The sequence below is a fragment of the Rheinheimera aquimaris genome, from assembly GCF_020531985.1.
In the GTDB taxonomy this organism is placed as follows: Bacteria; Pseudomonadota; Gammaproteobacteria; order Enterobacterales; family Alteromonadaceae; genus Alishewanella; species Alishewanella aquimaris.
On the sequence record NZ_JAJAVQ010000004.1, the window covers coordinates 313003 to 326354 of the forward strand.

A 13352-nucleotide genomic window follows, 5' to 3' on the forward strand; every position below is an offset into this window, starting at 1 on the left:
CTTCATCGTCATCCTTGATGAGATATCAGGCTGTGCTGTATTAAATATCCAGCGGTGTATTAAAATCGGCTGACTTATCAAAATCGCCTTTAATATCCTGCAGCTTATTGTCTTTAAACTCGACAATCAGCTGTTTCTCAAAATGGTTACCGTTACCGCTCTTCAGGGCATAAAAGTAATGCCAGGTGTCGTTATCAAAAGCATTGCTGGCAACAGGGGTGCCCAGAACAAACTTTACCTGCTCTTTGGTCATCGCAACGCGCAGTTTATCAATGTCTTTCTGCTCTAAAAAGTTGCCCTGTGGAATATCAATCCGATACACCCAACTACTACAGGCACTTAAACCCACTAAACCTGCTACCAGTGCTAAAGTCTGAATTACTGCTTTCATCTGTCACTTCTGCTTAAACATAATGGCCTCATCATACCCTATGATTGGCGCGGTGAAAAACCTTCTTTCAGACTGCCGGTGCGCATAAAAGTTCGCGTGCGTTTGCCAGTGCACTGGCACTGATATTTTCCCCCGCCAGTAAGCGGGCAATTTCGCTAATTCTGTCGTCATCGCTCAGCTGGCGCATGCGGGTTTCAGTGGCCTGGCCGTCGGTGTATTTTTCAACGAACAATTGCTGATGGCCCTGACTGGCGACCTGCGGTAAGTGCGTAACACAAATAATCTGCGTCGATTCGCCCAACTGGCGTAATAAACGGCCGACACCGGCTGCGACCGGGCCGCTGATACCCACATCCACTTCGTCGAAAATCAGTGTAGGGGTAGTAATTTTATCCGCTAGGATCACCTGTATTGCCAGGCTGATACGGGATAACTCACCGCCGGATGCCACTTTATGCAGCGCCTGCAGCGGTTGGCCCGGGTTGGTTGATACCTGAAATTCCACGCTATCAATACCGTTAGCGCTGGCCTGTTCGGCACCCAGTTGTTGCAGCACTATGGTAAAACGGGCATTGGCCATGCTCAGTTCGTGCATGCTGGCGCTGATCTTATTGCTTAGCACCTCTGCCGCCTGCTGGCGCTGCTGGCTTAATTGCTGGGCTTGTGCCATGTAATGCTGCTCGGCCTGCTGAATATCTGCTGATAGCTGTAGCAGGCGTTTGTCGTTGCCGGTCAGCGCGGCCAATTGCTCTGCCAGTTGCTGATGCAATGCCGGTAACTCTTCGTTGCTAACCTGATGTTTACGCGCCAGGTTCAGCCACTGGCTTAACCGTTCGTCTACCTGCGCCAGGCGCTCCGGGTCAAGCTCAACTTTATCTGCATAGCGGCGCAGTTCACGGCTGGCTTCTTCGGTTTGTACCAGCGCATCGCTGACCATCTGTGTAACATTGCCAAGTGCCGGGTCCAGCGCGGTAAGTTGCTCCAGCTGGGCGCTTACCTGCGATAGTGCCTGATAAATGTTTTGCTGCTCATCATCATACATTAGCTGCAGGCACTGCTGGCTTTGGCTAAGCAGGGTATTGCCATGGCTTAAACGGCTGTGTTCAGCTTCCAGCTGCGGGTATTCGTTATCCAGTGGTGCAAAGTTATCCAGTTCAGCTACCTGATACTCCAGCAGTTGACGCTGTGCATCGCGTTGTTGCTGTGACTGCAATAACTCGCTGTATTCACGTTGCAGTTGCTGCCACCCGCGCCAGGCACTACGGGTCGCGTCCCGCGTGCTGCTGTTAGCGGCAAAAGCATCTAGCAGCTGGCGCTGGTAATCCTGCTTTAATAATTGCTGATGCGCGTGCTGGCCATGAATGCTGAGTAAGTGCTGGCCTAACGCTTTCAGCTGTTGGGCCGGTACTTGCACCCCGTTAATGTAGCCGCGCGAACGGCCCTCGCTGCTGACTACCCGGCGCACGATACATTCGTGGCCCATCGCTAAATCCTGCTCGGCCAGCCACTGCTGCGCACCGGTTAACTTACTGATGTCAAAACTGGCGACAATATCCGCTTTATCTGCGCCCGGGCGCACCACACCGGCATCTGCCCGTTCTCCCAGACACAACGACAGCGCATCAATGGCAATCGATTTACCGGCACCGGTTTCGCCGGTAATGGTAGACATGCCGCTGGCCCAGTCGATTTCCAGCGCGCGAACAATAGCAAAATTACTGATATGCAGATGACACAGCATGCGTTGCTCCGGTGTATTAATATTACTGATATAAAAAACAGTGGTTATTTATACAGTAACTTTATACAGTAAAACCGGTGCTGGCAAGGGGGGCTTTAATAAAGTTTGCTACCCCAGCCCAGCTTGTTACGCAGTACGTGAAAATAACTGTATCCCGGCGGGTGCACCAGGCGCAGTGGGGTAGGGTGTTTGCGGATATAAATATCGTCACCCGGCATCACCGCCAGTATCACGTGGCTGTCGCAGCTGATCTGCAGGTGTGCATCGTTAGTGCTGGCTACTTTGAGGCGAATTTCACTGTTGCCTGATACAACCAGCGGCCGGCTGCTTAGCGTGTGTGGAAACATCGGCACCAGTGTAACGGCATCGAGATCGGGGGTTAAGATAGGGCCGCCACCGGATAGCGAGTAGGCAGTGGAACCGGTAGGTGTGCTGACAATAAGGCCATCAGAGCGCTGGCTGTAAACAAACTCATTATTGATATAGGCTTCAAATTCAATCATATGCGCGACTTTGTCGGCATGCAGTACTGCTTCATTTACTGCGCTGTTGCTGCTTTTGATTGCGCCGTGACGGTGCACAGAGATTTCCAGCAGGTTGCGCTTTTCGGTGACAAAGTTACCGGCCAGTACTTCAGATAGCGGTTGCTGAAAGCTCTCTGGCGCCAGGTCGGTTAAAAAGCCGAGGTTACCGCGGTTTACCCCAAGCACCGCGACATCGAAGCGTGCCAGCACCCGCGCTGCACCCAGCATGTTACCGTCACCGCCAACCACGATTGCCAGATCACACTTTTTGCCCAATTCGACCAGATCCAGCACTTCTACACCAGCGATATTCAGTGATTCTGCTACCCGCTCTTCAACGTAGATTTTCAGCCCCTGTTGCTGTAAAAAAGCACACAGTGCCATCAAGGTGTTGTTTGCACCCTGGTGGTGGGGTTTGCCAATCAGGCCAACGGTAGTAAAGGCGTGTTGCATAGCGGTTTCCTTTCAAAGCGTTACTGCAGTATAACGACAGCTGCCAGCAGACACTAGCGCCGTTTTCAGCTTGAATTGCCAGCTTAAGCCCCCATATCCGAGTACAGTATTGAAGTGAGCATGGCGCATGACCCTAACCCTGAGCAGACCTGAGCTGATTTTAAAGCTGATTGTAGAGCAGTATTTGCTGGATGGTCAGCCGGTGTCGTCGAAGGCGCTGGCCGATAACGCCCAGTTAGCTGTCAGTTCTGCAACAGTTCGCAATACCATGATGCTGCTGGAACAGCAGGGCTTTATCCGCTCACCACATACATCTGCCGGCAGAATACCGACCACAGCGGGTATCAGGCTATTCATTGATAAAATGCTGCAGCTGCAGCCGTTGTCAGGTTTCTGGAATAATGAGCTGCAGCGCAAGCTGGTGCCGCAGCTACCGGTGTCATTGTTGTGCCAGCAGGTCGGTCAGTTGCTGACGAACCTGACAGGCTTTGTAGCCATTGTCAGTGCGCCCAAAGCCGATGGCCGTATTGTCCGGCAAATTGACCTGGTGCGTCTTGCCAGTGACCGTTTACTACTGGTGGTAATAGATGAAGATGGCGATATTCTGCACCGGGTACTGCATTGTGAGTCAGCAATTGATAGCAGCACCTTAAGCCGGGTGTTGTGTTTACTGAATGCCGCGCTTGGCGGTGGCGGCCAGTGGCAGGATGGTATTGAGCGGCTCGGGGTCATAGTGCGCGGTGAAACCGCATTGTGCCAGCAGCTGCTGCAAAAAGTGTTAGGGCAGCTCAGTTTAGATGAACTGCAGCAGCATCAGCCATTAATTTATGGTCAGCACCAGTTGCTGTTAACGCCGGAATATCAGCAAAACCCGGCATTGCAGCAGGTGATGCAGATGCTGGAGCGGCCCGACGGGCTGGTGCAGTTATTACAATCGGTGACGCAGGACGATCAGCCTAAGTTGTTGCTGGGCAAAGAGTCGGGCTTTGTTGAGCTGGCCAATGTCAGCGTGATTGCGCAGCGCTACCAGATCCAACCAAAACGTTTTATAGCCTTACTCGGCCCCCGGCGCATGAACTACGCCAGACTCATTCCACTGGTGGACGCTTGCGCCCGTCAGTTAAATTTAAACTTGAATCGGCGCCAAGCATCCCCATAATACACCTACTTAATTTGGGAGTAGTAACGCATGACTGAGCAACAACAGCCTAACGACAATACCACTGAACAAACCGCTCAAACCAACGAGCACGCTGATACCGTTGAGTTATCCGGTGAGCAGGCCATTATCGCAAAATTAGAAGCTGAACTGGCTGAAGCCAAAGCGCAGGTTGCAGAGCAACAGGATGTGATGCTGCGCATTAAGGCTGAATCTGAAAATATCCGCCGCCGCGCCAGCCTGGACGTTGAGAAAGCACACAAGTTTGCGCTGGAAAAGTTTGCCGGTGACTTGCTGCCGGTCGTCGATAACTTAGAGCGCGCACTGGGCTTTATTAACCGCGAAGATGAAGCGTTAAAAGGCGTGATTGAAGGCGTAGAGCTGACGCTGAAAAGCTTCCTGGATACCGTCGCCAAATTCGGCGTAAACCAGATTGACCCGCAAGGCCAGCCGTTTAACCCTGAATTGCATCAGGCAATGAGCATTCAGCCATCGGCTGATGTGGCGCCAAACACCGTAACTTTTGTCATGCAAAAAGGCTATGAGTTAAACGGCCGCCTGCTGCGCCCGGCGATGGTCGGTGTATCAAAAGCGCCAGAGTAATCCGGCATAATCTGACTGGGCAAACCTGTCGTATAGGCAGGTTTGCATGCAGTCCCGCTACAATCGGTTTATCCACGCTAACACGCCGTGAACCCATCCCTGGGGGCTCGTTTATAAACTTCATCCATGAAGTTTCCCCTATTGGGCAGCGAAGCTGTTCAAATTCGTTCCTGACGAATTTGTCCGCCCGTCCGGGGCTCCAACGGTTAGCTTAGGACAAACCGATATCGCTGGTTCATAAGGTATATTCGACGGCTATAACAGCTCGCGATAAACATAGTTTGCCAGTGGATGCTGCTGACGTTTTAACTCCTGCACAAAAAACTGCGCTATCCGGCTTGCGCCCTGTAAGGTCAGGTGGGTATTGTCGGTTTTACCATCCGGAAACTTCTGATACAACCCCGCCGGTACCTGAATAAAATACGGTTGGCTGTCGGCTAGGCCCAGCTGCTGCCAGAAATCGCAGCTTAACCGCTGCAAATCAAAAAAGCTTACCTGTGTTTCTGTAGCAACTTTGGCTGCCGCGTTCGCGTAGTCGGCCAAATCGCGCTTAAGGGTGCCGTCTTGTGCAAAGTTACGCCGGCAAATAGAGCTGGCCAGCATAGGCGTGGCGCCTTTTGCCTGCACCTCGGTAATAAACTGCTTCAGAAAACGCTGATAGTCGGTATCGGCGTCGGCAAAGCGCTCGGGATCAGACTGTTTCGAGTCGTTATGGCCAAACTGGATCAAGACATAATCACCTTTAGCCAGTTCACTAAGCAGTAGCTGCCAGCGGCCTTCATTTAAGAAACGGCGGGTGCTGCGGCCATTGGCTGCATGGTTCACCACCTTAAGTTGCGGTAATAAAAACTCGGGCAGCAGCTGGCCCCAACCACGCTCTGGGTAAGCCAGGTTAGGTTTATCCGACATAGTCGAGTCGCCGACCAGATGTAGCGTAACGGTTGAGGGCTGTTGTGCCTGAGCTGGCAATATCAGGCTCAGGCCGGTTAAAAACAAAGAAAGTAGTAAGCGCATGCTGTTCCCTTAAAAAAATGGCCGGCAAATGCCGGCCGAATACACCGGAAGAAATCAGTTAGCAGAGAGTAAGCGCGCAACCTGTACACCGGCCATAATAAATGGGCCATTGGCTTTGGCATCGTTACGGATCACCGGTTCGCTCATGTAATAGTTGTAGCTGCCATCGCGACCAAAACCCAGGCCGGCGACCTGGCAGGTATTGGTCAGGCTGACACTGTTATCCGTATGCACCAGAACAAATTCGTTTATCAGGCCCTGATAGGCTTTAATCGCCGTATCTTTATAGCGTGCGTCCAGGTAACCATTATTCACGCCTTTGGCAAAGAAGTAGGCAAACATGCTGCTGCCGGAAGATTCCAGATAATTGCCGGTGGCATTGGGTTTGTCCAAAATCTGATACCAGACGCCGGTTTTGGCATCCTGCACTTTCACCAGCGCTGCAGCCAGCTCAGCACTCATATCGAGCAGCGGCTGGCGCAGTTCTGCCTGATCTGCGGGTATGGTGTCGAGCACATCAACCAGTGCCATCGCCAGCCAGCCTAAGCCGCGGCCCCAGAACTGGCTGGCCAGGCCGGTGTCTTTATCCGCCCAGTTTTGTGCTTTAGCTTCGTCCCAGCCGTGGTAGTAAAGCCCGGTTGCCGGGTCACGCAGTTTGGCCCGGCTGATGGTAAATTCTTTTACCACTTCATCCAGCGCGTGGCCTTGTTCAAACGCTGTGGTGTAATTAGCCAGAAACGGCATGCCCATATAGACGCCGTCCAGCCATAGCTGATGCGGGTAGATTTTTTTATGCCAGAACGCACCTTCACTGGTACGCGGGTGCTCTGCTAATTGCTTGCGTAGCAAGTCCAGTGCCTGCTTATACTGCGGCTTCGGGTTACGCTGATATTCACGCAGCAGCATATTGCCGGTATTTAAACTGTCGATATTAAAATTCGTCAGTTTATAGGTTCGGATATCGCCATCGGCAGTAATAAAGGAATCGATAACATCCGTCAGTACCTGCTGCCACTCTGGGTTGGGTCGTAGTTGTAGCAGGTCATCATAGGCCTGCAATTGCAGCCCGGTGGTGTATTCCCATTTACTCGGCCGGCCGCGTTCGTAGTCCCAGCCACCAAAAGCGTAGTAGGGGGTTTGGCGCTGCATTTCACTGGCGGCCAGGCGCTCACTCCAGTCAAGCGCCTTTTGCGCGGTCAGTGGGCCGGCTTTTTGCTGCTGCGATAACGCAGTTTTAAGCTCTGTACGCGGTGCCAGCGTTAGTTTTTCCGCCTCCTGCTGCAGGTAAGCAACAAACTCTGCTTCTGTGGTAATGCCGCCGGGCTCGCCATCCCAGGCTGACAGAAAATAGTATTCCAGCTCTGTGCCAGATGGCTCCAGTACGGCGACGTGGCTGTTGCTGTCACTGGTTATGGCTTTATTGTCGCCACGTTTAAACAACACCGCCATGCCCAGCTTATCGTTGCCACCGGTTAATGTTTGCTCGCCCCAGGTCGCCAGATAGGTCCAGCTGTGGCCCGGAATATCCAGTTTGCCTTGCAGTAGTCTGGTTTTGGGTAGTTTTACCAAACCCACTGCGAAGTTATCCAGTATTTCACTGGTCGTCAGCCGGGTATGTACCAGGCGGCTGCCCGCTGTCATTGACAAGTTGGCCGTCAATTGCAGCGTTTTACCGGCGATTTGCCAGTCTTTGTATTGAATTTGCAATGCTGAATATAAGGGGCCGTTTTCTATCACTTTAGCGGTGTGGCCACTGACTTTAGACACCAGCTGTACCTGCTGGCCGTCCCAGTAACCATAGCCGCCGGCACCCAGCGATTTGCCAACTTTTAGCAGATCCATGCCCCAGTCCGCCATATGATGGTAAGACTCGTAACCATCCAGGCCAACCTTGTGCAGTACCGGTGCACCGGTTTTATTGCCAAACACATCAAAGCCGTTACGCCAGTCCAGATAAATACGGTAGCCGACTTTGTCAGACTCTATGCCCGGGCCTTCGTAGCGGATCCATTCAGAATGATCGGTATATTGCGGCGGTGGCGTGACTTCCGTCACATTTTCAAAGGTGCCGCCGATGTATTTTTCGCCTTGCCACTGGCCGCCGGTTTTACGGGAAATTTCGGCCTGGGTACGTTTGGGCAATTGTTGCGCGGCAAACAGTGCCGGATTATTGCTGATGCTGATATTCTGTGTTGTGCTTGCTGCCAGCTCTGCTTGCAGCAGTAAAGTATCTTTTTCACCATCGCCGTTATGATCAATCAATTGTGACGCAATAAGATTGCCACCGGTTTGAGCCACCAAGGCTGTAGCTTGCGCCGGCGCTATGCCCAAATCAGCGTAAGGCAGTAATACAGTATCGGTTCGGGCGTGATCAGATGGATTACTCAGGCCCAATGTCGCGATATTGTTTTGAGCAGCGGTATCAGTTTGTGCAGGGGATGAGTTTTGCTGTGAACATGCGCTGATAAGGGTAGCGATACTGAGGCTTAACAAGGTTTTGCCAAAAAGGATGCGGGCCATAAAATACCTGTTGTTACACATTGTTGCTCCATCGTGGGTAAAAACGGGCCGTCCGTGGCTCAGCGTTTAGCGGGAGAAATACAGCCGCTATGCGAGGCATAGCGGCCTTGTTACATCAGAACTTATATTGGGCACCTAAGTAATACTGGCGACCGGTAGCATGGTAGTAGGTTAAGCGGTTGCCGCTTGAGTCTACCCATTGATCATCTACTTCGTCGGTCAGGTTAAGGGCTTCGAGGCTGACTTTCCAGTTATCTGTCACCTGATACGACATCGCGGCATCAATGTTACGGGTGGCGTTAGTGCCTTCCATATCATTGTTGTTACGGCCGATAGCGTTGGTCAGGTAATCCGAGCGGTCTGTTAACGACACCCGTGCGCTGAACTTCTCATCTTCATAGTACAGTGTGGCACTGCGGGTAGACTCTGATAAACCCTGTAAGTCTCGGGTTGCCAGAATGCGGCCATCCGCATTGATGTAATCCATCTGGGCTTTTACATAGGTATAGTTACCGATAAAGCCGAAACGGTCCCAGCCTTCTGGCAGGAAGGTAAATGGCATCTGGTACTGTACTTCAAAGCCGTACAGATTGCCTCCCGGTGCGTTCAGAGGTGTATTGGTTTGCCACTCAATGTTCTCGTTACAGTCCGGGCCGTAGCCAGGGCCGGCATTACAGGCATCAATTGCAGCCTGAATGGGTAAACCGGTTTCGGTAAATAATTTCGTTTCACGCAGGCCCTGCACGTAGCTGTCAATATCTTTACGGAACACCGCAACACCTAACAGTGATTCGTTATCGAAATACAGCTCTAAGCCCAGGTCATAGGTTTTGGCTTTGGTCGGCTCCAGTGTCGGGTTACCACCGCTGATGCTGCGCGAGCCACCCGATACCGATACCGAAACGTTAGGGCGGATGCTGCCAAGGCCGGCACGGGCCATTACTTCGGCGTAACCAAAACGGATAATCACATCTTCCAGTGGTTCAAATACCAGGTTTAATGATGGTAAAAACTCGCTGTAGTCATGTTCAGCGGTAATTTGTTCGCTGGTACCACCCAAAGTAGCCCAGGCCGTTGAAGATTGGTCGGTTTTAACATAGCGGCCACCAACATCACCGCGGATAGTGGTATCACCGAGTTCGGTTTCAAATGCCAGCTGCAGGTAAGCGCCCAGCGTCTTTTCTTCTGCAGTATAGTTATCCACCAGCCTGTTCTCGGCACTGACTTCAAAAGCACCGGTGTTGCTGTAGATATCGTAAGCGGCATCAATTGCCGCCAGATCCGGCACCAGCCAGGCACCTTGTGAACCCAGGCCTGAGTTGTAGTTCATGATCAGATCCGGTGTCATCACGATACCACCGGCATTTTCACTGGAACGGCGCGCTTCATAAGTTTCAAACTCAAACTTTTTATAATGCAGGCCGCTACGCAGTGTCAGGTTTTCATTCAGGATATATTCCAGATTAAGTGCTGCTGTATCGAAAGTATTCTCAGCACCTAAAGGACGCAGGCGCACGCTGTTGGTATTCCAGCCTTCAGCATCATAGACGCCGGCACCAAACAACAGCTCCGGCGCTTCACGTTTGCCGCCGCGGTAGTCGTAACTAAAATCAACACCGGTTTTTTCCATCACCACAGTGGTTTGAATCGGGTTGTCAAACTCAGATTCGGCACGGCCAATCATCGCATCGACTTTTAGATCGTCAGTTAGCTGATGCTGGGCACTTAAACTGAACTGCAAAAACTCGGTACCCAGTTCATCGTAGCGGTTTTCATTACGTACAGTGGCATTTTCAAAGGCAGCGTAGGTTACGGTATTGGTGTCGTCAATTTCGTAATCCAGCACGTTCATCCGGGCTGCCTGGCTGTTACCGTTCAGAATGCCCTGCGTGAAGATTTCGTTACGGGTGGAATCGTCTTTTGAATACAGAATATCCAGGTTAAAGCGGGTTTCTAAACTGGGACGGAATTCAAAAGCCGCCGCTGCGCCGGTGCGCTTAACGTTGTGAGTATAAGAATCGTAACGCGGTAAACGTGGACGGAAACCATCATTAATTGCCTGTAATTCAGGCGCATCGGCACTGCCCTGATAAGTGCCGAAGTCGTTTACGTTGTCCCAGCGTACCGTGCTGGCACCTTCATCCTTTACATTACGTTCTGACATCGCCAGTGAGAACAGGGCGCCAAATTTACCATCGGCAAAAATATTGCTGACTAAAAACGAGGCTTTAGGGTCAACTTCTTCAGATAAATCGTTGTAGCCGGCCTGTACGTTAGCGGCAAAGGTTAAACCGTCATAATCGAACGGACGGGCGGTGCGCAGATCGACTGTGGCGCCGAGTGAGCCTTCTTCAATATTGGCAGAGGCGGTTTTACGTACCGTCAGCTCGCTGAATAAGTCAGATGAAAAGGTATTGAAATCGAAACCCCGGCCGCGGTTAGCACCACCAATCTGGTCGGTACCGCCGCTGGTAGATTGTGCTTCCATACCGTTAATGCGGACGCGGGTAAAATCCGGGCCAAGGCCGCGCACTGAAATTTGCCGGCCTTCACCGGCCGCGCGGCTAATGGCCACGCCGGGAATACGTTGTAAGGATTCTGCCAGGTTAAGATCAGGGAAATCAGCTATATCTTCGGCTTTAATGGTATCAGTAGAGCCGGTTTCAAAGCGTTTCTGGTTCAGAGCACTGGCTAAACTGCCGCGAAAACCACCGGTAACGGTAATAACTTCAATATCTTCTTCCTGTACCTGAGCTGGTTGCTGCTCGGTTTGCTGGGCTTGTAGTGCTGGTGCTGCGCCAAGCAGCGTCGCCAACCCAGCCAGGGTGAGTGAGCGCACCAGTTTACTGGGGCGGAATTGCGTATTGCGAGTAGCCATGTCTGTATACCTCGTCCTGAATTGACTTGTTGTCTTAGCCTGGGTCGTGCCCGGCCTTATTCATTTTTTCGGAGCAAAGGTTATCTGCTCCCTGTCGATTTGCTTGTTTTGTATTCAGCTTATATGCTTTGTCTACCGGTGGCAAAAAAAACTTGCAATTTTGTGCCACCGATGGCAAAAAGCTAACACCATCAACTAAAATCTGTCAATTATTGATAGAGGCGAAATCGGCTACATTTTGTAATCAGATGCTGCCTTTTTTAGTTAAGTGTTTAATTTTAAAGGTTTGTTGCTGTTTTTGATTTTTTAAATTGTTCCATATTTGAACAATTTTGCTATGGCAACAGGCCCGATAAGCTAACAGGAGAGCCTATGGCAAGCTTATTTTCTCTGGCTGGGCAAACAGCTTTGGTGACCGGGGCCAGCCGTGGTTTGGGCCAGGCAATAGCCGTTGCTTTGGCAGAGGCTGGCGCCAAAGTGATTTGCGCCAGTTCAAGCAGCGAAGGCAGCCGCGATACGGTGGCAAAAATTACCGCGGCCGGTGGCCAGGCGTTGGTATTGGCCGCCGATTTAAGCGATGAGGCTGCGGTTGAGCAGCTGGCCGAGCAAGCGCTGGCGCAGGGGCCGGTAGATATACTGGTGAACTGTGGCGGCACCATTTTCCGCGCGCCTGCTCATCAGTTTCCGATGAAGGAATGGCATAAAGTGATCGCGGTGAATCTGGACTCCGCATTTTTACTCAGTCAGCGGCTGGGTGCTGAGATGATAAAGCGCAAAAGCGGCAAGATTATCAATATTGCCTCTATGCTGTCGTACAGCGGCGGTATTACGGTGCCTGCTTACACCGCCAGTAAACACGCCATTGCCGGCTTAACCAAAGCACTGGCCAATGAATGGGCGCAGCACAATATTCAGGTTAATGCGATAGCGCCGGGGTATTTTCGTACCGATAACACCGCGGCGTTGCAGGCTGATACCGAGCGCAACGCCGCCATTACTGCCCGCATACCGGCAGCTCGCTGGGGCGAGCCGGAAGATTTAGCCGGTGCCGCAGTATTTCTGGCCTCCGGTGCCAGTGATTATGTTAACGGCCACGTGTTGGCGGTAGACGGTGGCTGGTTGGCACGCTAAACGAATTCTTTTTAACGAGGTTACTTATGACTGTTTTATTTGAGAGCCGTTATCCGACCCATCCGGATGATGTGAAGCACTATGATACCGACGAGTTACGGCAGCATTTTCTGGTCGACAACCTGATGCAGGCCGATAAGCTGGTGCTGTGCTACACCCACTATGAGCGCGTTATTGTCGGCAGTGCATTACCGGTAAAGGCACCGGTAAAACTTGAAGCACCAGAGGCATTAAAAGCGCAATTCTTTTTGCAGCGGCGTGAGCTGGGCATTATCAACGTTGGTGGCACTGGCAGCGTGAAAGTAGATGGCAAAGAGTACGCGCTTGAAAACACTGAAGCGCTGTATGTTGGTATGGGCGCAGAGGATGTCAGCTTTCACAGCAGCGACAACGCTAAACCGGCGAAGTTTTATTTAAATTCGGCCCCGGCACACCATGCTTACCCGACTAAGCATCTGACAATGGATAACTGCACCGTGCTGCAGATGGGCGCACTTGAAACCTCGAACGAGCGCGCTATTCACCAGTTAATGATTAACGATGTGGTGGAAACCTGTCAGTTGCAGATGGGCTTAACCGTGCTTAAGCCAGGCAGTGTTTGGAACACGATGCCGGCGCATCAGCATGACCGGCGGATGGAAGCCTATTTCTATTTTAACTTGGGTGATGATCAGCGTGTGTGCCACTTTATGGGCCAGCCGCAGCAAACCCGGCATATCTGGGTGGCAAATGAGCAGGCAGTAGTGTCGCCAGCCTGGTCGATCCACAGCGGCTGTGGTACCAGCAACTATGCCTTTATCTGGGGTATGGCCGGTGAAAACCTGGATTATCACGATATGGATAAATTTCCGGCCAGTGCCATGAAGTAACGGCAGCCGTAACACGTTAATACGCGCCTGCCTCGGGCAGGCTTTGAGTTAAGACATGCAGTAAGACAT

General features: G+C 51.8%; 10 protein-coding genes. 4 read left to right on the forward strand and 6 right to left on the reverse strand.

The features are described 5' to 3' along the window. Window positions 1-40 precede the first annotated feature (40 nt). The 3 genes from LHL18_RS14015 to nadK all read right to left on the reverse strand — a co-directional run bounded on the left by LHL18_RS14015 (window position 41) and on the right by nadK (window position 3109). Window positions 41-391, reverse strand: coding sequence for an outer membrane protein assembly factor BamE (locus LHL18_RS14015; RefSeq protein ID WP_226767524.1), 351 nt, complete (start codon window positions 389-391; stop codon window positions 41-43). 67 nt (window positions 392-458) lie between these two features. Next, a complete protein-coding gene (gene recN / locus LHL18_RS14020; protein WP_226767525.1) occupies window positions 459-2132 on the reverse strand; it encodes a DNA repair protein RecN in 1674 nt (557 codons plus the stop codon). Between the two features lie 95 nt (window positions 2133-2227). Then, a complete protein-coding gene (gene nadK / locus LHL18_RS14025) occupies window positions 2228-3109 on the reverse strand; it encodes an NAD(+) kinase (RefSeq protein WP_226767526.1) in 882 nt (293 codons plus the stop codon). Between the two features lie 127 nt (window positions 3110-3236). Here nadK and hrcA point away from each other — a divergent pair, with 127 nt between their 5' ends. Together hrcA and grpE are read left to right on the forward strand one after the other, a co-directional pair. Then, a complete protein-coding gene (hrcA, locus tag LHL18_RS14030; RefSeq protein WP_226767527.1) occupies window positions 3237-4268 on the forward strand; it encodes a heat-inducible transcriptional repressor HrcA in 1032 nt (343 codons plus the stop codon). Window positions 4269-4298: 30 nt separating this feature from the next. Continuing rightward, on the forward strand, window positions 4299-4871 hold the full coding sequence (gene grpE, locus LHL18_RS14035) for a nucleotide exchange factor GrpE (RefSeq protein ID WP_134057412.1): 573 nt from the start codon (window positions 4299-4301) through the stop codon (window positions 4869-4871). Between the two features lie 255 nt (window positions 4872-5126). Here grpE and LHL18_RS14040 read toward each other — a convergent pair whose 3' ends face one another. The 3 genes from LHL18_RS14040 to LHL18_RS14050 form a co-directional block, all read right to left on the reverse strand. After that, window positions 5127-5885: a rhamnogalacturonan acetylesterase gene (locus LHL18_RS14040; protein WP_226767528.1), complete on the reverse strand. Its 759-nt coding sequence runs from the start codon at window positions 5883-5885 to the stop codon at window positions 5127-5129. Between the two features lie 54 nt (window positions 5886-5939). Then, window positions 5940-8405: a glycoside hydrolase family 88 protein gene (locus LHL18_RS14045; protein ID WP_226767529.1), complete on the reverse strand. Its 2466-nt coding sequence runs from the start codon at window positions 8403-8405 to the stop codon at window positions 5940-5942. Between the two features lie 115 nt (window positions 8406-8520). Continuing rightward, complete coding sequence (locus LHL18_RS14050) at window positions 8521-11283, reverse strand: TonB-dependent receptor (protein ID WP_226767530.1); 2763 nt, start codon at window positions 11281-11283, stop codon at window positions 8521-8523. A gap of 372 nt (window positions 11284-11655) precedes the next feature. Here LHL18_RS14050 and kduD point away from each other — a divergent pair, with 372 nt between their 5' ends. Together kduD and kduI are read left to right on the forward strand one after the other, a co-directional pair. Continuing rightward, window positions 11656-12414: a 2-dehydro-3-deoxy-D-gluconate 5-dehydrogenase KduD gene (kduD, locus tag LHL18_RS14055; RefSeq protein ID WP_226767531.1), complete on the forward strand. Its 759-nt coding sequence runs from the start codon at window positions 11656-11658 to the stop codon at window positions 12412-12414. A 26-nt stretch (window positions 12415-12440) separates the two neighbouring features. Further along, on the forward strand, window positions 12441-13283 hold the full coding sequence (gene kduI, locus LHL18_RS14060; RefSeq protein WP_226767532.1) for a 5-dehydro-4-deoxy-D-glucuronate isomerase: 843 nt from the start codon (window positions 12441-12443) through the stop codon (window positions 13281-13283). Window positions 13284-13352 lie beyond the last annotated feature (69 nt).

Coding starts and splice junctions, on each gene's coding strand:
- LHL18_RS14040 (WP_226767528.1), bottom strand. CDS start 5,885: ATGCGCTTACTACTTTCTTTGTTTTTAACCGGCCTGAGCCTGATATTG.
- grpE (WP_134057412.1), top strand. CDS start 4,299: ATGACTGAGCAACAACAGCCTAACGACAATACCACTGAACAAACCGCT.
- kduD (WP_226767531.1), top strand. CDS start 11,656: ATGGCAAGCTTATTTTCTCTGGCTGGGCAAACAGCTTTGGTGACCGGG.
- hrcA (WP_226767527.1), top strand. CDS start 3,237: ATGACCCTAACCCTGAGCAGACCTGAGCTGATTTTAAAGCTGATTGTA.
- LHL18_RS14045 (WP_226767529.1), bottom strand. CDS start 8,405: ATGGCCCGCATCCTTTTTGGCAAAACCTTGTTAAGCCTCAGTATCGCT.
- LHL18_RS14015 (WP_226767524.1), bottom strand. CDS start 391: ATGAAAGCAGTAATTCAGACTTTAGCACTGGTAGCAGGTTTAGTGGGT.
- nadK (WP_226767526.1), bottom strand. CDS start 3,109: ATGCAACACGCCTTTACTACCGTTGGCCTGATTGGCAAACCCCACCAC.
- LHL18_RS14050 (WP_226767530.1), bottom strand. CDS start 11,283: ATGGCTACTCGCAATACGCAATTCCGCCCCAGTAAACTGGTGCGCTCA.
- recN (WP_226767525.1), bottom strand. CDS start 2,132: ATGCTGTGTCATCTGCATATCAGTAATTTTGCTATTGTTCGCGCGCTG.
- kduI (WP_226767532.1), top strand. CDS start 12,441: ATGACTGTTTTATTTGAGAGCCGTTATCCGACCCATCCGGATGATGTG.